The organism is Streptomyces sp. x-80, from assembly GCF_046549095.1.
GTDB classification, from domain to species: domain Bacteria; phylum Actinomycetota; class Actinomycetes; order Streptomycetales; family Streptomycetaceae; genus Streptomyces; species Streptomyces celluloflavus.
In genome coordinates this window covers 70,338-89,487 of the sequence record NZ_JAJPWM010000018.1, presented here as the reverse complement: position 1 = coordinate 89,487, position 19,150 = coordinate 70,338, and the positions used below count along the sequence as shown (strand labels likewise).

Annotated in this window: 15 protein-coding genes and 1 riboswitch; of the genes, 10 read left to right on the top strand and 5 right to left on the bottom strand. The window is 73.3% G+C overall.

Features of this window, described 5'->3' with window-relative positions; translation table 11 throughout:
- The first annotated feature begins 83 nt into the window (after positions 1 to 83).
- The 4 genes from ACLJWH_RS30820 to ACLJWH_RS30805 all read left to right on the top strand — a co-directional run bounded on the left by ACLJWH_RS30820 (position 84) and on the right by ACLJWH_RS30805 (position 4,960).
- A complete protein-coding gene (locus tag ACLJWH_RS30820) occupies positions 84 to 1,457 on the top strand; it encodes a M16 family metallopeptidase (protein WP_411145053.1) in 1,374 nt (457 codons plus the stop codon).
- A gap of 38 nt (positions 1,458 to 1,495) precedes the next feature.
- The gene (locus ACLJWH_RS30815; RefSeq protein WP_411145136.1) at positions 1,496 to 2,863 is read left to right on the top strand and encodes a M16 family metallopeptidase; all 1,368 of its coding nucleotides are present in this window, start codon (positions 1,496 to 1,498) and stop codon (positions 2,861 to 2,863) included.
- Between the two features lie 221 nt (positions 2,864 to 3,084).
- Positions 3,085 to 3,240: riboswitch (cyclic di-AMP (ydaO/yuaA leader) on the top strand.
- Between the two features lie 12 nt (positions 3,241 to 3,252).
- A complete protein-coding gene (locus ACLJWH_RS30810; protein WP_411145052.1) occupies positions 3,253 to 4,065 on the top strand; it encodes a M23 family metallopeptidase in 813 nt (270 codons plus the stop codon).
- A gap of 205 nt (positions 4,066 to 4,270) precedes the next feature.
- A complete protein-coding gene (locus ACLJWH_RS30805) occupies positions 4,271 to 4,960 on the top strand; it encodes a GntR family transcriptional regulator (RefSeq protein ID WP_411145051.1) in 690 nt (229 codons plus the stop codon).
- 469 nt (positions 4,961 to 5,429) lie between these two features.
- On the opposite strand, the gene ACLJWH_RS30800 is transcribed toward ACLJWH_RS30805, so the two are convergent.
- Entirely contained in the window at positions 5,430 to 5,711 is a 282-nt protein-coding gene (locus tag ACLJWH_RS30800) for an HPr family phosphocarrier protein (RefSeq protein WP_052859452.1), read from the bottom strand.
- Positions 5,712 to 5,930: 219 nt separating this feature from the next.
- On the opposite strand from ACLJWH_RS30800, the gene ACLJWH_RS30795 reads away from it, so the two are divergent.
- The 4 genes from ACLJWH_RS30795 to ACLJWH_RS30780 are packed head-to-tail and all read left to right on the top strand — an operon-like array spanning position 5,931 to position 11,468.
- A complete protein-coding gene (locus tag ACLJWH_RS30795; RefSeq protein WP_411145050.1) occupies positions 5,931 to 8,918 on the top strand; it encodes a GNAT family N-acetyltransferase in 2,988 nt (995 codons plus the stop codon).
- 38 nt (positions 8,919 to 8,956) lie between these two features.
- Positions 8,957 to 9,550 carry a DUF5998 family protein gene (locus tag ACLJWH_RS30790; RefSeq protein ID WP_052859451.1) on the top strand — a complete coding sequence of 198 codons (594 nt, stop codon included), beginning with the start codon at positions 8,957 to 8,959 and terminating at the stop codon, positions 9,548 to 9,550.
- Complete coding sequence (locus tag ACLJWH_RS30785; protein ID WP_411145049.1) at positions 9,550 to 10,743, top strand: alkaline phosphatase family protein; 1,194 nt, start codon at positions 9,550 to 9,552, stop codon at positions 10,741 to 10,743. The genes ACLJWH_RS30790 and ACLJWH_RS30785 overlap by 1 nt, the downstream gene beginning before the upstream one ends.
- Positions 10,744 to 10,802: 59 nt before the next feature.
- Positions 10,803 to 11,468 carry a thymidine kinase gene (locus tag ACLJWH_RS30780; protein WP_411145048.1) on the top strand — a complete coding sequence of 222 codons (666 nt, stop codon included), beginning with the start codon at positions 10,803 to 10,805 and terminating at the stop codon, positions 11,466 to 11,468.
- Positions 11,469 to 11,517: 49 nt separating this feature from the next.
- Here the strand turns inward: ACLJWH_RS30780 and ACLJWH_RS30775 are convergent, their stop codons facing one another.
- Positions 11,518 to 12,291, bottom strand: a complete 774-nt coding sequence (locus ACLJWH_RS30775) for a VOC family protein (RefSeq protein ID WP_411145047.1) — start codon at positions 12,289 to 12,291, stop codon at positions 11,518 to 11,520.
- A 249-nt stretch (positions 12,292 to 12,540) separates the two neighbouring features.
- Here ACLJWH_RS30775 and ACLJWH_RS30770 point away from each other — a divergent pair, with 249 nt between their 5' ends.
- Positions 12,541 to 13,380, top strand: a complete 840-nt coding sequence (locus tag ACLJWH_RS30770; protein WP_411145046.1) for a sulfurtransferase — start codon at positions 12,541 to 12,543, stop codon at positions 13,378 to 13,380.
- A 110-nt stretch (positions 13,381 to 13,490) separates the two neighbouring features.
- Here ACLJWH_RS30770 and sepH read toward each other — a convergent pair whose 3' ends face one another.
- The gene (gene sepH / locus ACLJWH_RS30765) at positions 13,491 to 14,546 is read right to left on the bottom strand and encodes a septation protein SepH (protein WP_411145045.1); all 1,056 of its coding nucleotides are present in this window, start codon (positions 14,544 to 14,546) and stop codon (positions 13,491 to 13,493) included.
- 496 nt (positions 14,547 to 15,042) lie between these two features.
- On the opposite strand from sepH, the gene ACLJWH_RS30760 reads away from it, so the two are divergent.
- Positions 15,043 to 16,242: a hypothetical protein gene (locus tag ACLJWH_RS30760; protein ID WP_411145044.1), complete on the top strand. Its 1,200-nt coding sequence runs from the start codon at positions 15,043 to 15,045 to the stop codon at positions 16,240 to 16,242.
- Between the two features lie 70 nt (positions 16,243 to 16,312).
- Here the strand turns inward: ACLJWH_RS30760 and ACLJWH_RS30755 are convergent, their stop codons facing one another.
- Positions 16,313 to 17,659 (bottom strand): D-arabinono-1,4-lactone oxidase, encoded by a 1,347-nt coding sequence (locus ACLJWH_RS30755; protein ID WP_411145043.1) that lies wholly within the window; start codon positions 17,657 to 17,659, stop codon positions 16,313 to 16,315.
- 205 nt (positions 17,660 to 17,864) lie between these two features.
- On the bottom strand, positions 17,865 to 19,139 hold the full coding sequence (locus tag ACLJWH_RS30750) for an MFS transporter (RefSeq protein WP_411145042.1): 1,275 nt from the start codon (positions 19,137 to 19,139) through the stop codon (positions 17,865 to 17,867).
- Positions 19,140 to 19,150: the final 11 nt, after the last annotated feature.

Sequence of the window (19,150 nt, the reverse complement as noted above, 5' to 3'; positions counted from 1 at the left end):
CGCTCGTACGGGAACTTCGCCAGATGCCGACGCGCTTGCATACAGTGACAGAACTTTCTCGCAAGCGGATCGAAGGGACGTACATGCCCATGGGTCACACGGCCACAGAACAAGCCGGCTCCGGCGGCCTGACAGCAACCGAGCACCGGCTGGCCAACGGCCTGCGCGTGGTGCTCTCCGAGGACCACCTGACCCCGGTCGCCGCGGTCTGCCTCTGGTACGACGTCGGCTCCCGCCACGAGGTCAAGGGCCGTACGGGCCTGGCTCACCTCTTCGAGCACCTCATGTTCCAGGGCTCCGCCCAGGTGAAGGGCAACGGCCACTTCGAGCTCGTCCAGGGCGCCGGCGGTTCGCTGAACGGCACCACGAGCTTCGAGCGCACCAACTACTTCGAGACCATGCCCGCCCATGAGCTGGAGCTCGCGCTCTGGCTGGAGGCGGACCGGATGGGCTCCCTGCTGACCGCGCTCGACGACGAGTCCATGGAGAACCAGCGTGACGTCGTCAAGAACGAGCGCCGCCAGCGCTACGACAACGTCCCCTACGGCACGGCCTTCGAGCGCCTGACGGCTATGGCCTACCCGGAGGGCCATCCGTACCACCACACGCCCATCGGGTCGATGGCCGACCTCGACGCGGCCTCCCTGGAGGACGCGCGGGCGTTCTTCCGTACGTACTACGCGCCCAACAACGCCGTCCTGTCGATCGTCGGCGACATCGACCCCGGGCAGACGCTCGCCTGGGTGGAGAAGTACTTCGGCTCGATCCCCTCGCACGACGGCAAGCGGCCGCCGCGGGACGGCACGCTGCCCGAGATCATCGGCGGCGAACTGCGCGAGGTCGTCCAGGAGGAGGTCCCCTCCCGCGCCCTGATGGCGGCCTACCGCCTGCCGCACGACGGCACTCGCGAGGCGGACGCCGCGGACCTCGCACTGACCGTCCTGGGCGGCGGCGAGTCCTCCCGCCTCTACAACCGGCTGGTGCGCCGCGACCGCAGCGCCGTCGCGGCCGGCTTCGGCCTGCTGCGGCTGGCCGGCGCGCCGTCCCTCGGCTGGCTGGACGTCAAGACGTCCGGCGGCGTGGAGGTCCCGGGCATCGAGAGCGCCATCGACGAGGAGCTGGCCCGCTTCGCCGCCGAGGGGCCCACCCCGGAGGAGATGGAGCGTGCGCAGGCCCAGTTGGAGCGCGAGTGGCTGGACCGGCTCGCGACGGTCAGCGGCCGGGCCGACGAACTCTGCCGGTTCGCCGTCCTGTTCGGCGATCCGCAGCTCGCCCTGACGGCCGTGCGGCGGGTCCTGGAGATCACCCCGCAGGAGGTGCAGGCGGTCGCCCAGGCCCGGCTGCGCCCCGACAACCGCGCGGTGCTCGTGTACGAGCCCACCGAGCCCGCCGACGAGGCTGCCGACAACGCCACCGACAGCGCCACCGACAACGAGGAAGAGGAGGCGGCCCGGTGAGCGACGCCGTTACCAGCGCAGATTCCACCGAGAGCACCATGGACTTCCACCCGCAGCCGCAGAGCGGCGCACCCAAGCCGTGGGCCTTCCCGGCCCCTGAGCGCGGCCGGCTGGCCAATGGCCTCACCGTCCTGCGCAGCCACCGCCCCGGCCAGCAGGTCGTCGCCGTCGAGATGAACCTCGTCGCGCCCCTGGCGGCCGAGCCCGAGGGGCTGGACGGCGTCGCCACGATCATGGCGCGCGGCCTGTCCGAGGGCACCGACAAGCACGACGCGGAGGAGTTCGCCGCCGAGCTGGAGCGCTGCGGCGCCACCCTGGACGCGCACGCCGACCACCCCGGTCTGCGGGTCTCCCTGGAGGTGCCGGCCTCCCGGCTGACCCGTGCGCTCGGCCTGCTCGCCGACGCGCTGCGCGCCCCCGCCTTCCCGGACGGCGAGATCGAGCGGCTGGTCCGCAACCGCCTCGACGAGATCCCGCACGAGCTCGCCAACCCCGCCCGGCGCGCCGCGATGGCGCTGTCGAAGGAGCTCTTCCCGGCCACGTCCCGGATGTCCCGGCCCCGACAGGGCACCGAGGAGACCGTCGGGCGGATCGACGCGGCGGCCGTCCGGGCCTTCTACGACGCCCATGTGCGGCCCGCCACGGCCACCGCCGTCATCGTCGGTGACTTCACCGGTATCGACCTGGACGCGGCGCTCGCCGGCACCCTCGGCGTCTGGACCGGCACCGCCGGCGAACCGGTGTCCGCCGCGCCGATCACCGCCGACGACACCGGCCGCGTGCTGATCGTGGACCGCCCCGGCGCCGTCCAGACGCAGCTGCTCATCGGCCGCATCGGCGCCGACCGGCACGACCGCGTCTGGCCCGCGCAGGTCCTCGGGACGTACTGCCTGGGCGGCACCCTCACCTCCCGGCTGGACCGCGTGCTGCGCGAGGAGAAGGGCTACACCTACGGGGTGCGCGCCTTCGGCCAGGTGCTGCGCTCCGACGCGGACGGCACCGGCGCCGCGATGCTCGCCATCAGCGGGTCGGTGGACACCGCCTCCACCGGTCCGGCGCTGGACGACCTGTGGCGGGTGCTGCGCACCCTGGCGGCCGAGGGGCTCACGGACGCCGAGCGCGATGTCGCCGTGCAGAACCTCGTCGGCGTCGCACCGTTGAAGTACGAGACCGCGGCGGCCGTCGCGGGCACCCTCGCCGACCAGGTGGAGCAGCACCTCCCGGACGACTTCCAGGCGCAGTTGTACGCCCGGCTCGTGGAGACCGGCACGGTCGAGGCGACCGCCGCGGCCGTCAACGCCTTCCCCGTGGACCGGCTGGTGACGATTCTGGTCGGTGACGCGGCGGAGATCGTCGAGCCGGTCAAGGAGCTGGGTATCGGCGAGGTGACGGTCGTCACCGGCTGACCGGCCGGGCCGCCGCCGCGCAGGCGAAGTCCGTATCGCACAAGGGGATCCCGTGGCGTTCGTCCGCCGCGGGATCCCCTTTATGTCCAGATTATTGTGGCTGGTTGTACGGCGTGGGTGTGGCGTACCGCACAAACTGCCGGTTCTGTTTGCCGATTGAAAGTTGCCCCCTCTAGCGTCGGTCCCGCTGTCCGCCAGACGTACGCCGCAACCGCAGCACCGGACAGCGATCGCCGAGTCCCCGTACGGCGCGAGCCAGGGGAGCCGGGGACCCATATGTCCCTGGGGTGAATCGGGCCCCTCTCCGGAGGAGTTCGTAGGAGACCTTCCTGCTCCGAACCCGTCAGCTAACCCGGTAGGCGAGAAGGAAGGAAAGGACAAGCCAGCAGATGGCGTTCACCCGTGCCACCGGGAAGCACCGCCGTGCGAGCCGCAGCGCCCGTACGACCCGCAACCTCGCCGGTATAGCGACCCTCGCGGCGGGCGGCGTCGTCGCCTCCGTGGCCTCGCCCGCGATGGCCGCCACGGACGGGGCGCGTGCCCACGACGGTGCCCTGCGGCAGGCCGTCGTGATGGGTGACGAAATCGCCGACCACGTCGAGGCGCAGGCCGACGCGCAGGAGGCGGTCGCCGAGGCCGCCGCCGCGCAGGTGAAGGCCGAGGCCGAGGCGGCGAAGCTGGCCGAACAGGCCAAGCAGCGGGCCGAGGAGGCCAAGAAGAAGGCCGAGGCGAAGGCCAAGGAGGAGCGCGAGGCCAAGGAGCGCGCCGCCCGCGAGGAGGAGCGCAAGCGCCTCAACACCTTCGTCGCCCCCGTGGACGGTTCCTACGTCTCCACCGGGTACAAGGCGTCCAGCAGCCTGTGGTCCTCCGGCAGCCACACCGGTATCGACTTCCACGCCGGCACCGGCACGTCCGTCCACGCCGTCGGCGCGGGCACCGTCGTCGAGGCGGGCTCGGGCGGCGCGTACGGCAACAACATCGTGATCAAGATGGCCGACGGTACGTACACCCAGTACGGCCACCTGTCGTCCTTCGCGGTCTCGGTCGGCCAGACCGTCACCAGGGGCCAGCAGATCGGCCTCTCCGGCGCCACCGGCAACGTCACCGGGCCGCACCTCCACTTCGAGGCCCGCACATCGCCCGACTACGGCTCGGACATCGACCCGATCGCCTACCTCCGCGCGCACGGCGTCAACGTCTGACCCGCCCTCGTCCCCTCCCCGAGCCCTGGCCCCGACGGCCGGGGCTCGCGGCGTATCCGGCCCCCGACGGCCCGCCCGGTCCGCACCCGTGGCCAAAAAATATCCATGAATACCCGGACCCTGCCGGAAAGCCGTCCCGGTCGAATAGAGTCACGGAAAAGCCGCTCGGCGGAATTTCCAGGTGATTACGGCGGAGGCACGGACGATGCGAGGCCAGATTTCCGCGCATGCGGTGTGTACGGCGATTCGCGAGGACATCGTCTCCGGTGCGCTGGCGCCGGGGAGCCGGCTGGTCGAGGAATTCCTGGCGGCCCGCTACGGCGTCTCCCGGGTTCCGGTGAGGGAAGCGCTGCGCACCCTCCAGTCCGAGGGTTTCGTCACCACCCGCCGCCACGCGGGTTCCTGCGTCGCCGAGCCGACCGACCAGGAGGCCGCCGACCTCCTGGACGTGCACGCCCTGCTGGAGCCGCTGGGCGCGGCCCGCGCGGCCGCCCGCCGCAGTCCGGCCCACCTCAAGGTGCTGCGCGGCCTGGTGCGGCTGGGGCGTGAGCGGGCCCGGCACGGCCATGCCGCTGAGCTGTGCCAACTGGACGACTGGTTCCACGAGACGCTCGGCCGGGCGGCCGACAGCCCCGGTCTGGCGGCGCTGCTGACCCAGTTGCGGCGGAAGATCGAGTGGATGTACGCGGTGGAACTCCCGCTGCGGGCCGCGGAGTCGTGGGACGAACACGGCGCGGTGCTGGACGCGGTGGCCCGGGGTGACGCCGAACGGGCTCGTGCCCTGATGGCCGCTCATATCGAGCGCGGCCGCCCGGTACACCGGCTGCGACGCCCCGCCGCGGTGGCGGTGAGGGAAGTGAAACAGCCCGTCAACACGGCGCGTGCCCGGCCTTAACAATCACCGCGTAGACAGTGGGGGAGGCGCGCGGGAGCGGCGGGCGAGGGCACCACGTATGCGGCGCGCTCGCATGCGGCGACGCGGCAATGCGGCTGTTCATGGTGGTGCGGTTACTCGCTGATACGGGAATCGGGCACCGGTTGTTCGGCGCTCCGCATATTCGGGGCCGTCGATTTCCGGATGTGTCCGGTGCCGGCTGAATTCCCGTACCGGGGATTCTCGTCCGTGTGGCTGGTCCGTGCCCGCGCGGAAAATTCATGTCCGCACGGAAATCCACGGAAAGCCAAGAAAAGCGGAGAATCCGTTCCGTGACGGAGAAAGCGCGCCCGCGGAAGAAAGCGCGCCCGAAGTCCGGTTCGGGGGTCCGCCCGGCGTCCCGCCAGGCGGACAGTGCGCAACGGCCCCGTCGCGGCGCCCGGGTACCGGTCGCCGCGACGGGGCCGCGGATGCGGAGGTCCCGACGGACTCAGACGGTCTCGGGGAGCTCGTCGAGGCCCTCGGAGACGAGCTTCGCCAGGCGGTCGAGCGCGGCGTCGGCGCCCTCGGCGTCGGAGGCCAGCACGATCTCCTCGCCGCCCTGCGCGCCGAGGCCCAGGACCGCGAGCATGGAGGCCGCGTTGACCGGGTTGCCGTCGGCCTTGGCGATCGTCATCGGGACGCCGGCCGCCGTGGCCGCACGGACGAAGATCGAGGCGGGGCGGGCGTGCAGGCCCTCGGCCCACCCGACATTGACGCGGCGCTCAGCCATGGTGTTGCCCTTCAAGTCGTGACTGTTGTCTAGACCAGTCTCTCACGCTGTCCGGAGTGCTCGGGCGGCCTTTCGTCCCGACCTTCCCGCCATTCGTCCCGGGCGGGTTCCCGCGGGCCCGGCCGGCACCCGCACCCGTCCGCACGCCACCCGCGGACTGCTCCGCCCCCGAGCGTACATACCGGGCCGGTTGTCGGTGCCCGGCCGTACCCTGGCCGCATGCAGACGCCGCCGGACCCCGCGTACCCGACCCACTGGGAAGCCGACGTGGTGCTGCGCGACGGCGGCACCGCACGCATCCGTCCCATCGCCCCCGACGACGCCCAGCGGCTGGTCTCCTTCTACGAACAGGTCTCGGACGAGTCGAAGTACTACCGTTTCTTCGCGCCCTACCCCCGGCTGTCCGACCGCGATGTGCACCGCTTCACCCACCACGACTACGTCGACCGCGTCGGCCTGGCCGCCACCGTGGGCGGCGAGTTCATCGCCACCGTCCGCTACGACCGCATCAACGAGCAGGGCCTGCCCGCCAAGGACCCCGGCGACGACCAGGCCGAGGTCGCCTTCCTCGTCCAGGACGCCCATCAGGGCCGCGGCGTCGCCTCCGCCCTCCTGGAGCACATCGCCGCCGTCGCCCGCGAGCGGGGCATCCGCCGGTTCGCCGCCGAGGTGCTCCCCGCGAACACCAAGATGATCAAGGTGTTCACGGACGCCGGCTACACCCAGCAGCGCACCTTCGAAGACGGCGTCGTCCGCCTGGAATTCGACCTCGAACCCACCGAGCAGTCCCTGGCCGTGATGCGCGCCCGCGAACAGCGCGCCGAGGCCCGCTCCGTCCAGCGGCTGCTCGCCCCCGGCTCGGTCGCCGTCATCGGCACGGGCCGCGCCCCCGGCGGCGTCGGCCGCGCCGCCCTGCGCAACCTCCTCGACTCCGGCTTCACCGGCCGCACCCACGCCGTCAACCACGCCTTCCCCCCGGAGCTGGACCGGCTGGATCCCGAGGGTGTGCCGGCCGTACGCGCGCTGCGTGAGATCCCTGGCCCGGTCGACCTCGCCGTCATCGCCGTCCCCGCCGACCGGGTCCCCGACGTGGTCCGCGACTGCGGCGAACACGGTGTCCAGGGCGTCCTGATCCTGTCCTCCGGTTACGCCGAGTCCGGTCCGGAAGGCCGCGAGCGGCAGCGCGCGGTGCTCCGCCAGGCCCGCTCCTACGGCATGCGGCTCATCGGGCCCAACGCCTTCGGCCTGATCAACACCGCCCCCGCCGTCCGGCTGAACGCCTCGTTCGCCCCACGGATGCCCGCGGCCGGCCGGATCGGCCTGTTCACCCAGTCCGGCGCGATCGGCATCGCCCTGCTCAGCGGGCTGCACGCACGCGGCCCCGGCGACGGTGGTATCGCCGGCATCTCCACCTTCGTCTCCGCCGGCAACCGCGCCGACGTCTCCGGCAACGACCTCCTCCAGTACTGGTACGACGACCCGGAGACGGACGTCGCGATCCTCTATCTGGAGTCCATCGGCAACCCGCGCAAGTTCACCCGGCTCGCCCGCCGCACCGCCGCCGTCAAGCCGGTCGTGGTCGCCAAGGGCGCCCGGCACAGCGGCACCGCACCGCCCGGCCACGCCGTCCCCACCGTCCGCATCCCGGACAGCACCGTCGCCGCCCTGCTGCGCCAGGCCGGCGTGATCCGGGTCGACACCGTCACCGAACTGATCGACGCCGGGCTGCTGCTGGCCTCCCAGCCGCTGCCGGCCGGCCCGCGGATCGCCATTCTCGGCAACGCAGAGGCGCTCGCCCTGCTCGCCTACGACGCCTGTCTGACCGAGGGGCTGCGCCCGCTGCGCCCCCGGGTGCTGGCCTCGTCGGCGACACCGGACGACTTCCGCGTGGCGCTCGCCGAGGCGCTGGCGCGCGACGACTGCGACGCCGTCGTCGTCACGGCCGTGCCCTGGGTGGGGGAGGGGAGCGCCGTCTCCGCGAGCGAACGGGAGGTCGCCGCGCTCGCCGCCGCGCTCCGCACCGGGGCCGCCACCGGCCCGGCGAAGCCGGTGGCCGTCGTCCACCTCGCGATGGACTCCCTGGCCGAGGCGCTCGCGGCACCGCCGGGGCCGCCGCCGGAACCGTCACCGGACCCCACGGCACCCACGGCACACGGACCCCACACCGCGTACGAAGCACACACGACGCACGAGACCCGCACAGCGCATCCGACGGTTACGGCGGACGAGGCGGCAACGTCCCCTCACCCCCGGCCCGCGGCCCCCGCCCCGACCACGCCCGGTGCCCCGGACTCCGCACAGGCCACGGAAGCCCCCGCCGCCCCCGCTCACATCCCCGCCTACCCCGCCGCCGAGCGGGCCGTGCGCTCGCTCGCCGAAGCGGTGCGCTACGCCGCCTGGCGCCGGGCGGCCGCCGAACCGGGCCGGGTGCCCGAGTACGACGACATCCAGGAGGCGGCGGCCGGCGCCGACATCGCGCGGCTGCTCGACCGGCTCACCCCCGGCGCGGACACCGGCCGCTCCGTCCCGCTGCCGCCGGACGACGCCGCATCCCTCCTCGCCCGCTACGGCATCCACATCCTCCCCGCCCTCCCCGCCCCCGACCCGGACACCGCGGTCCGCGCCGCCGCCCGCCTCGGCTACCCCGTCGCCCTCAAGACCACCGCCCCCCACCTGCGCCACCGCGCCGACCTCGGCGGCGTCCGCCTCGACGTGGCGAACGAGACCGAACTCCGGCGCACCTACGCCGAACTGACCGACTCCCTCGGCTCGCCGGAAGAGCTGCGCCCGGTCGTCCAGGCGATGGCGCCGCGCGGCGTCGACACCGTCATCCGCGCCGCCATCGACCCGGCCGTCGGCGCCGTCCTCTCCTTCGGCCTGGCCGGCGCCCCCTCCCAGCTGCTCGGCGACATCGCCCACCGCCTCATCCCCGCCACCGACCGCGATGTCGCCGACCAGATCCGGTCGATCCGCGCCGCCCCGCTCCTCTTCGGCTGGCGCGGCTCGCAGCCCGTGGACACCGGCGCCCTCGCGGAGCTGCTGCTGCGCGTCTCCCGGCTCGTCGACGACCACCCCGAGGTGGTCGGCGTCGACCTCGAACCGGCCGTCGTCGCCCCGCACGGCCTCTCCGTCCTGGGGGCCGCCGTCCGTCTGGCGCGGGCCCCCGCCACCACCGACCTGGGCCCCCGTCGGCTACCTGTCTACTGAGGCTCGCCCGGCGCGGTACGCCCCGTAAGATGGATGTCATGGCGAAGACCGGTACGACGACCCAGGGGCTGCGCGCGGCGATCGAGCGCAGCGGCTATTACCCGGCCCTCGTGGCCGAGGCGGTGCAGGCCGCGGTCGGCGGCGAGCCGGTCGTGTCGTACCTGGTGCACCAGGAGACGACCTTCGACGCCAACGAGGTCCGCCGACATGTCACGGTCCTCGTCCTGACCGGCACCCGCTTCATCGTCAGCCACACCGACGAGCAGGCCGCCGACGCCACTTCCCCGTCGCCGTACGCCACGACCTCCACCGAGTCCGTCAAGCTCGGCCGGATCTCCTCCGTGGTGCTCAGCCGGGTGGTCGCCAACCCCGAGTCGTACACCCCCGGGCAGCTGCCCCGCGAGGTCGTCCTCACCATCGGCTGGGGCGCCGTCGCCCGTCTGGATCTGGAGCCCGCCAGCTGCGGCGACCCCAACTGCGAGGCGGACCACGGCTACACGGGCTCCTCCACCGCCGACGACCTCTCGCTGCGGGTCAGCGAGGCGGGCGACGGGCCGGACTCGGTCCGCGAGACGCTGACCTTCGCCCAGGCACTCTCCGAGGCCACCGCGGCCACCACCAGCGCCCGCTGATGGTGCACACCGCCGCCCCCGCCTGGCCGGAACCCGAACCGCTCGACCCGCTCACCGCACCGGTGCCGCGCTACGGCAGCGGCTCGCTCGCCGATCTGCTGCCCGCCATCGCCGCGGGCCAGGGGCTCACGGACCTGAGCGCACCGATGGAGCTGGCCCCCGCCGACCGCGCCTGTGTCTTCCTGATCGACGGACTCGGCTGGGAACTGCTGCGCGCCCACCCCGACGAGGCACCGTTCCTCACCTCCCTCCTGGGCACCTCGTGCAACGGCAGTGGCCGCCCGCTCACCGCGGGCTTCCCCGCCACCACCGCCACCTCGCTCGCCTCGGTCGGCACCGGTCTGCCGCCGGGCGCCCACGGCCTGCCCGGATACACCTGCGAGGACCCGGACACCGGCGCGCTGATGAACCAGCTGCGCTGGCAGCCGTGGACCGATCCGCATGCCTGGCAGCCCTATCCGACGGTCTTCCAGCTGGCAGACGCCGCCGGCATCCACACCTGCCAGGTCTCCGCGCCGCACTTCCAGCAGACCCCGCTCACCAAGATCGCGCTCAGCGGTGGCACCTTCCACGGCCGGCTCTCCGGCGAGGACCGGATGGATCTCGCCGCCGAGCAGCTCGCCGCCGGCGACCGTGCGCTGGTCTACACGTACTACGCCGAGGTCGACGGCAACGGGCACCGCTACGGCGTCGACTCCGATGCCTGGCGCGGCCAGCTGATGTACGTCGACCGCCTCGCGCAGCGGCTGGCCGAGCAGCTCCCGCCGCGCTCCGCCCTCTACATCACCGCCGACCACGGCATGATCGACATTCCCTTCGGCCCCGACTCCCGGATCGACTTCGACGAGGACTGGGAACTGCGCGCCGGCGTGCGCCTGTTGGGCGGCGAGGGCCGGGCCCGGCACGTCTACGCCCACCCGGGGGCGGCCGCCGATGTGCTCGCCGTATGGCGCGAGGTGGTCGGTGACCAGATGTGGGTCGCGAGCCGCGAAGAGGCCATCGCCGCCGGATGGTTCGGCCCGCACGTCGACGACCGGGTCCGCGGCCGTATCGGTGATGTGGTGGCGGCCGCGCACGCCGACATGGTGATCATCGCGACCGAACGCGAGCCCCGCGAATCGGAGATGGTCGGCATGCACGGTTCGATGACCCCGGTGGAGCAGCTGGTGCCCCTCCTGGAAGTCCGTACCTGACCCGCCCCGCGCGCCGTCCCCACCCCCTCCGTACGAGCCCGAAAGGCCCGCGACACCCCATGCCCGAGCTGGTGTTCTTCTCCGGAACGATGGACTGCGGGAAGTCGACGCTCGCGCTGCAGATCGAGCACAACCGGTCGGCCCGCGGTCTGCAAGGCATGATCTACAGCCGTAACGACCGGGCCGGCCGCGGCAAGCTCTCCTCCCGCCTCGGCCTGGTCACCGAGGCCGTCGAGGCGGCGGACGACATGGACTTCTACACCCATGTCGTCGGCCGGCTCACCGCCGGCGGCCGGGTCGACTACGTCATCGCCGACGAGGCGCAGTTCCTCGCCCCCGACCAGGTCGACCAGCTCGCCCGTATCGTCGACGACCTCGGCCTGGACGTCTTCGCGTTCGGCATCACCACCGACTTCCGCAGCAAGCTCTTCCCCGGCTCCCAGCGCCTGGTCGAACTCGCCGACCGGATAGAGGTCCTCCAGGTCGAAGCGCTGTGCTGGTGCGGCGCCAAGGCCACGCACAACGCCCGCACCGTCGACGGCCGGATGGTCGTCGAGGGCGCCCAGGTCGTCGTCGGCGATGTCGTCGGTGACGTGGACGGCGGGCCCGCGGACGTCGGTTACGAGGTGCTGTGCCGACGCCATCACCGCCGCCGGCAGACCTCCGCCACCGCCCACGCGGCCGCCCTCTCCCCGGATGTCCTGCCCGTCGACACCCCGCGGTAGCGCGGCCGGGGGACCGGCGGACCGCCTCCCTCCCCCGAGCCGTCGGCGGTCAGCTCTGCTGGATGATCCGGAAGGCGGCGCCCTCGCTGTCGGCGACCGTGGCCAGCCGCCCGTGCGCGGAGTCCTGCGGCGGCCGCAGGACATGCCCGCCCAGTTCGGCGACCCGGCGCGCCGCGGCGTCGGTGTCCGAGACGGCGAAGTACGTCATCCAGTGCGGCCCCCGGTCGCGGGGCAGGGCGTTGCCCACGCCGTGGATGCCCGCCACCGGCCGTCCCTTGAGGTACAGCGTCAGATAGTCGAAGTCGGCCGAGACCACCGCCTCCGACTCGTAGCCGAAAACATGCTCGTAGAACGCCCCGACGGTGCTCGTCTCCCGGGTGACCAGCTCGTTCCACACCGGGGTGCCCGGTACCCCGGTGACCGCGGTGCCGGTCATCGACCTGCCCTGCCAGATGCCGAAGATCGCGCCCTGCGGGTCGGAGCCGATCGCCATCCGCCCCGCGTCGTCGGCGTCCAGCGGCCCGACGCCCACCGTCCCGCCGCAGGAACGGATCTGCTCGGCGGTCGTGTCCGCGTCGTCGCTGGCCAGATAGGTGGTCCAGGCGACCGGCAGCCGGCGGTCGGGCGGCAGCCCGCCGAGCCCGGCCACCTCCCGGCCGTCGAGGTACGCGCGGGCGTACGGACCGAAGTGCTGTGGCCCCGGGCGGTACTCCCAGCCGAAGAGCGCGCCGTAGAACTCCTGGGTCGCGGTCATGCCGTGCGCCAGGAGGCTCACCCAGCAGGGCGCGCCGGGCATCCGCCGGGTCGCTGCCTCGGTCGTCATTGTCACTCTCTCCTCGGACCATCGAAGTGGTGGCGGTGTGGGGGTGGGTGCCGGTTCCGAGCAGATGCTCGCACCCTCTGACCTGCTGTGTGCCCCGGCCGCGCCGTCGGCGTCACGTTCCCGGGAGAGAATGTCCATTTTGGTATTTCGCGTCCGTTTCGGCGGCGTTGCCTGGGGACGCAACTCCGCCATACGGAGGGTGGGTACACCCCTTCTGTACGTAGCCATCGCTACGCAAGGATGAGTCCCATGAATGTCATCATCACCGCTACCGAACTCGCGAGCGAGTTGGCGGGGCCCGCCGCACCGGTGCTTCTGGACGTCCGCTGGCAGCTCGGCGGCCCGCCCGGCCGCCAGGAGTACGAGGCCGGGCATCTGCCCGGCGCCGTCTTTACGGACCTCGACGGCGAACTGGCCGGAGCCGCCGGCCCGGCCGGCCGGCACCCGCTCCCGGATCTCACCGTCTTCGGGGCGGCCATGCGGGCGGCCGGCGTTCGCGCGGACCGCCCCGTGGTCGTTCTCGACGGCGGCCAGGGTTGGGCCGCCGCCCGCGCCTGGTGGCTGCTGCGCTGGACGGGTCACCCCGATGTCCGGGTCCTGGACGGCGGCCTGGCCGCCTGGCGGGCGGCCGGCGGCACCCTGACCGACGCGCCGCCCGCCCCGGAGCCCGGTGATTTCACCCCCGTGCCCGGGAACCTGCCGCTGCTGACCGCGGACGACGCCGCCGCACTGGCCCGCCGCAGTGTCCTCCTGGACGCGCGGGCCGCCGAGCGCTACCGCGGTGAGGTGGAGCCGATCGACCGCGTCGGCGGCCACATCCCGGGCGCGGTGTCCGCACCGACCGGCGAGAACGTCACCGAGGGCGGCACCACCTTCCGTACCGCCGCCGAGCTGGCCCGGCGGTTCGCCTCGCTGGGCGCCACGGCCGACGCGGAGGTCGGTGTCTACTGCGGCTCGGGTGTCTCCGCCGCCCACGAGGTGCTCGCCCTCGCGGTCGCGGGCGTCCCCGCCGCGCTGTACGTCGGTTCCTGGAGCGAATGGTCGGCCGACCCGTCCCGCCCGGTGGCCACCGGCCCCGAGCCGGGCTGACCCGCCGCCGGACCCGTACAACGTGCTGAGCCCGCCCCCTGTCGCCAGGGGGTGGGCTCAGCGACGTCATGACGGCGGTCACCCGGCGCGGAGGACGGCCGGTGCGCCGGTTACTCCGGCTTCTTGCGGCGGGTGCCGAAGACGATCTCGTCCCAGCTCGGTACGGCGGCCCGGCGTCCGGGCCGTACGCCGTCCGCCTCGGCCTGCCGGTCGGTCGTCCCGGTCAGCCGGTCGCGGTGGCCGGCCACCGCCCGGGGCATCAGGACATCGGCGTACGCGGAACCCGCGCCGGCGCTCGCCGCCGGGGCGGGCGGCTCCTCGACCTCGTCCTCCATCGCCTCGTCGCCGTGCGGCGCCTTCGCGCTCTCCGGCACGATCATGTCGCCGCGGAAACTCGGCACCGCCTCCAGCAGGCTGGTCAGCGAATCCCGCTCGCGCTCACCGATGGCCTCCTCGGGCTCGGCCTCGTCGCCCGAGCCCGGCGCCGAGCGCTCACCACGGTCCGGCATCTGCCGGTCCAGGGCACGGTCCAGCGGCCGGTCGCGCGGCAGCCGCGCGATCCGGGGCACGAACGGGAAACTCGGCTCGGGGGTGTCATCGGCCTCACCGATCAGCGCCCGCGCCTCGTCGTCCACGGCCTGGACGAGCCGCCGGGGCGGGTCGTACGTCCACGTCGCCGAGCGCGGTTCGGCCGCGACGCGGTAGACCAGCAGGACTTCCCAGGTGCCGTCGTCCCGGCGCCAGGAGTCCCACTGGGCGCTTTCCTTGTCGGCGCCGCGCAGCAGCAGCCGCTCCGCGACCGCCTCGCCGAGCTGCGGACCGGTGTTCTCGCCGGGCCGCCGCACCGGGGTCTTGCGGGCCCGCTCGGCCATGAACGCGCGCTCCGCGAGCACCGGGCCCTCGAAACGGCGGACGCGGTCGACGGGGATACCGGCGAGCTGGGCCACCTCTTCCGCGGAGGACCCTGCTCTTATCCGCGCCTGGATGTCCCGTGGGCGCAGATGGCTCTCGACCTCGATCTCGATCTGGCCGAGCCGCGCACGGTCATTGCGGACGGCGGCGCGCAGCCGCTCATCGATCGGAAGCGTGTACTCGGTGCTGTCCGCAGCTTTGAGCACCAGCCGTGTGCCGTCGTTGGAGACGGCCACGACACGCAGTTCGGGCATGGGGACCTCCCGGGTGGTGCCTGCCGACGTCACGTGCGTCGCTGCTTCCGCTAGTCGAGTGTGGCCTGCCCGGGTGCAGCCTGCCACAACATTGCCGAGTTGCCCGGCGTGTCGGGGCTTGGCCCAGAAACGCCGTTATGACACGGTTACCAGTTCGCAACGCTCAGTGACCATGCCGCCTGTCCTGTCTCCGGTCACCCGTGCCGAGCGGCGGCGCCCCAGGGAGAGTGCCGCCTTCAGGGCCCTTCCCCGCGGGTCCGGGCAGCCGGACGGGAACCGGGGCCAGGGCTCGCCACAGTACTCCATTCGGGCCACTGAGGTGGACCGCCGCGCCGCCGAACTTCCGGGGCGCGGTGGGGGTGAGTCGCCTTGTCGATCTCTCTACCGGGGTTACAGGTGGTGAGGTTCACACATTGCCCAGATTCGGAACTATCGACTCCGCCGAATGGTCCCTTCTCAGTGCAAGATGGATCGAAGGGTCGATCAGAGGCTGGAGATGGACGAAAAAACCGAAACCGACACCGAGAAGAAGGAGAAACGGATCGACCTGAGCGTCGCTCAGGTCGCGGGCAGTGCTCTCGCGGCGGCCGTCGCCGCCTATCTTGCGGGCCAGCTCGGCGTGTACGGAACCATCATCGGCGCGGGCGTGGTCAGTGTGGTGGCCACCACCGGCGGCTCGGTATTCCAGCATCTGTTCCGGCGGACCGGTGAGCAGCTCAAGGAAGCGACGGTCACCACCCGGCCGAAGCCGCGCCGCTCCTCCGTCATCCGCAACCGCTCCGCCGCGGCACCGGCGCCGCACACCGATCCGACAGGGGTGCAGCCCGCCGTCGGCACACCCCATGCCACGGACGGCACCACCGTCCGGACCGGCGGCCCCGACACGGACCGTACGCAGCTGATGCCGCAGGCCGGTCATGCGCAGCTGCGCGACCCGGCCGGTGCGCACCCCGGGCCGGAGGCCGACGACGCGACGCGGATGCTGCGACCCGCCGACCCCGACGCGACCCGCGCGCTGCGGCCGGTGGACGCCGCCGGCCAGGGGCGGCCCACCGACAAGACGCAGCTGGTACCGCGCCTCGACGACCGGACCATGGTGCTGGGACAGTCGGCGCCCCGCCCGGCCGGGGCCACCGCACCGCACGGGACGGAAGAGGTCAGCACCGCGATGTACGGCACCCGCATGCGTGGCTGGAAGCGGCCGGCGCTCGGCGCGCTCGCGGTCTTCGTTCTCGCCATGGGGGTGGTCACCGGTATCGAGATGATCTCCGGCGAGACGCCGAGCGGCGCACCGGGTACCACGCTGAGCAACATCACCAACACCAGTGGCAACGGCCGGCACCAGCCCAGCGCGCCCCGGTCGCCCGACCCCGGCCACTCGACGGACCACGGCACCGGCGGCCATGGCGCCGACGGCGCGTCACCCGACCCCGGTACCACCGGCTCCACCGGCACCGGCAAGGACCGCGGAAAGCAGTCCCCGGCCCCCACCCCGAGCGACGGCGGCAAGACCTCGCCCGGCCCCGACACGTCCCCGTCCCCCGCCCCGTCCCCGAGCCACTCCAGCGGCACCGGCGGCGAGAGCGGCACCGGCGGTGCCAACAGCGGCGGCACCGGAGCCACCGGCGGCCAGGGCCAGGACGAGCAGAGGAACTCCGGTGGGCAGCAGCAGGCACCGGACCCGAACGCCCCGTAAGAGGGCGCGGACCGTCGACGGCCGCGACCCGGCGCCCCGAGACGGGGCGCCGGGTCGTGGCCGTCGCGCGTCAGTCGCCCAGGACCCGCCGCAGATAGCCGTTGGCGAACCTGCGCTCCGGGTCCAGCCGGTCGCGCAGCGCGGTGAACTCGGCGAAGCGCGGATAGGCGGCGGCGAGGTAACCGGCGTCGCGGGTGTGCAGCTTTCCCCAGTGCGGGCGGCCGCCGTGTGCCGTCATGATCCGCTCGGTGGCCGCGAAATACGCCTCGTGCGGCGTCCCGCGGTACATGTGCACCGCGATATAGGTGGTGTCCCGGCCCGCGGCGGTGGACAGCGGGATGTCGTCGGCCGGCGCGGTGCGCACCTCCACCGGGAAGCTGACCCGCAGCCCCGAGCGCTCCACCATCGCCTTCAGCTCCCGTAGCGCCTCGACGGCGGCCTCCCGCGGCACCGCGTACTCCATCTCCACGAACCGCACCCGGCGCGGCGAGGTGAAGACCTTGTGCGGGATGTCGGTGTACGTACGGGCCGACAGCGCGCGGCTGGAGATCTTGGCGATGCCCGGTATCGCCGCGGGCACGGCCCGGCCGACGGCGCAGACGGCCCCGAAGACGCCGTTGGACAGCAGCTCGTCGTCGACCCAGCCGCTGACCCGGCCGGGCGGCGTCGCCGGGCCCTGGCTGCGGTTGTTGCGCTTGGTGTTGCAGTTGCCGGTGTGCGGGAACCAGTAGAACTCGAAGTGCTCGTTCTCGGCGACCAGCTCGTCGAACCGGTCCGTCACCTCGTCGAAGGCCATCGGTTCCTCGCGGGCGGTCAGCAGGAACTGCGGCTCGACGGCGAAGGTCAGCTCGGTGAGTACACCGAGCGCGCCCAGGCCCAGCCGGGCCGCCGCGAAGACGTCCGGGTGCCGGTCCGCGGCGCAGGTGAGCACCGAGCCGTCGGCGGTGACCAGTTCGAGGCCGGTGATCTGGGCGGCGATCGAGGCGGAGTCGCGGCCGGTGCCGTGGGTGCCGGTACTGGTGGCGCCGGAGACGGTCTGCTCCATGATGTCGCCCATGTTGGTCAGCGACAGCCCGTGCGCGGCCAGCGTCTCGTTGAGCAGCTTGAGGGGCGTCCCGGCCGCCACGGTCACCGTCCCGGCCGCGCGGTCCACCTTCCGGACGCCGGTCAGCCGCTCGGGGCGGATCAGCAGGCCGTCGGTGACCGCCGCGGGGGTGAAGGAGTGGCCGGTGCCGGCCGCCTTGACGGTCAGGCCGTCCGCGGCGGCCGCGCGGACGGCGGCGGCCAGTTCCTCGGTGGTGGCGGGGGCGACGGACCGGGCGGGGCGGGCGGTGACATTGCCCGCCCAGTTGCGCCACGGTCCCGCCGGGCGGGGGCCGGTCCGTCCGTTCGAGCCGCCGACGGCGCTGACTGCCATGGTGACGTCCCTCCGCTCCGCGCGGTCCGGCCGGGTCCGGCCGCCGTGGTGTGAGCGCATGATGCCAGTCACCGGGACGCCGTCCAGGCGGAGTGACGCGAATCACATGAGCGGGGAATCGGCCGGAATCGCCCGGCTCCCGGACAACTCGTACCGCCGGTAACGCACGGAGCCCGCGGACGGCCCCGGCGCGCGGACGCCCCGCCTACGCGGCCGACCCCTCGTCCTGCTTCTCGGCCGGCGCGGCCCGCCCGCCGCGCCCGTGGTGCCCGGCGACCGGCGGCGCGCCCGGTGCCGTGGGCCGCGGCCGGAGCCTGCGGTAACCGGCGAACGCCACCACCGCGGCGAGCGCGCCCGCCACCATCGGCACCAGATAGCCGCGGCCCGCCCCGAAGGCGTCCACGACCCAGCCGGCCGCCGACGAACCGAGCGCGACGCCCACCGCGAGCCCGGTGCTCGTCCAGGTCATGCCCTCGGTCAGCTGTGTGCGCGGCACATGCTCCTCGACCAGCGCCATGGTGGTCACCATCGTCGGGGCTATCGACAGTCCCGCGATGAACAGCGCCACCGCCAGCACCGGCAGCGACCCCGCCAGCTGGAGCGGCACCATGCTCACGGCCATCGCACAGACCCCCACCACCCAGCGGCGGGACGCGTGCCCCTTCAGATGCAGCAGCCCGAAGACGGCACCGGCCACGCACGAGCCGAGCGCGTAGACCGCCAGCACCAGACTGGCGGCCGCCTTGTGGCCCTCCTCCTCGGCGAACGCGACGGTCACCACATCGATCGCACCGAAGATCGCGCCGGTGGCCACGAACGTCACGACCAGCACTTGCAGCCCCCGCGAGCGCAGCGCCGACCCCTTGGCGTGCTGCTCCCGCGGCTGCGGCACCGGCTCCGTCGCGCGCTGCGCGGTCAGCCAGAAGACGCCGACGGCCAGGAAACCGGCGGCCAGCAGCGGCCCCGCCTCCGGGAACCACGCCGTCGACAGCCCGATGGAGAGGATCGGGCCGAAGATGAAACACGTCTCGTCGACGATCGACTCCCACGCGTACGCGGTGTGCAGCTCGCGCGGGGAACCCCGGTGGATCTCCGCCCAGCGCGCCCGGATCATCGAGCCGACGCTCGGCACACAGCCCACGCAGGCCGCGAAGACGAAGAGCGTCCAGTCCGCCCAGCGCTGCTGCGCGCTCAGCAGGAGCCCGGCGACCGCGGCGAGCGAGGCGAGGGTGGCCGGGCGCAGCACCCGGCGCTGCCCGTGCCGGTCCACCAGCCGGGAGATCTGCGGGCCCAGCACGGCGACGGAGAGCGCGATCGTCGCGGACAGCGCCCCGGCCAGGCCGTAGCGGCCGGTCAGCTGGGAGACCATCGTGACGATGCCGATGCCCATCATCGACAGCGGCATCCTGCCCAGCAGCCCGGCGGTGGAGAAGGCTTTGGTGCCGGGATGGCCGAAGAGGGCGCGGTAGGGACTGGGCAACGGGGATGCTC

Coding starts and splice junctions, on each gene's coding strand:
- ACLJWH_RS30770 (WP_411145046.1), top strand. CDS start 12,541: ATGAATGTCATCATCACCGCTACCGAACTCGCGAGCGAGTTGGCGGGG.
- ACLJWH_RS30820 (WP_411145053.1), top strand. CDS start 84: ATGCCCATGGGTCACACGGCCACAGAACAAGCCGGCTCCGGCGGCCTG.
- ACLJWH_RS30775 (WP_411145047.1), bottom strand. CDS start 12,291: ATGACGACCGAGGCAGCGACCCGGCGGATGCCCGGCGCGCCCTGCTGG.
- ACLJWH_RS30805 (WP_411145051.1), top strand. CDS start 4,271: ATGCGAGGCCAGATTTCCGCGCATGCGGTGTGTACGGCGATTCGCGAG.
- ACLJWH_RS30755 (WP_411145043.1), bottom strand. CDS start 17,659: ATGGCAGTCAGCGCCGTCGGCGGCTCGAACGGACGGACCGGCCCCCGC.
- ACLJWH_RS30800 (WP_052859452.1), bottom strand. CDS start 5,711: ATGGCTGAGCGCCGCGTCAATGTCGGGTGGGCCGAGGGCCTGCACGCC.
- ACLJWH_RS30815 (WP_411145136.1), top strand. CDS start 1,496: ATGGACTTCCACCCGCAGCCGCAGAGCGGCGCACCCAAGCCGTGGGCC.
- ACLJWH_RS30810 (WP_411145052.1), top strand. CDS start 3,253: ATGGCGTTCACCCGTGCCACCGGGAAGCACCGCCGTGCGAGCCGCAGC.
- sepH (WP_411145045.1), bottom strand. CDS start 14,546: ATGCCCGAACTGCGTGTCGTGGCCGTCTCCAACGACGGCACACGGCTG.
- ACLJWH_RS30780 (WP_411145048.1), top strand. CDS start 10,803: ATGCCCGAGCTGGTGTTCTTCTCCGGAACGATGGACTGCGGGAAGTCG.
- ACLJWH_RS30785 (WP_411145049.1), top strand. CDS start 9,550: ATGGTGCACACCGCCGCCCCCGCCTGGCCGGAACCCGAACCGCTCGAC.
- ACLJWH_RS30795 (WP_411145050.1), top strand. CDS start 5,931: ATGCAGACGCCGCCGGACCCCGCGTACCCGACCCACTGGGAAGCCGAC.
- ACLJWH_RS30790 (WP_052859451.1), top strand. CDS start 8,957: ATGGCGAAGACCGGTACGACGACCCAGGGGCTGCGCGCGGCGATCGAG.
- ACLJWH_RS30760 (WP_411145044.1), top strand. CDS start 15,043: ATGGACGAAAAAACCGAAACCGACACCGAGAAGAAGGAGAAACGGATC.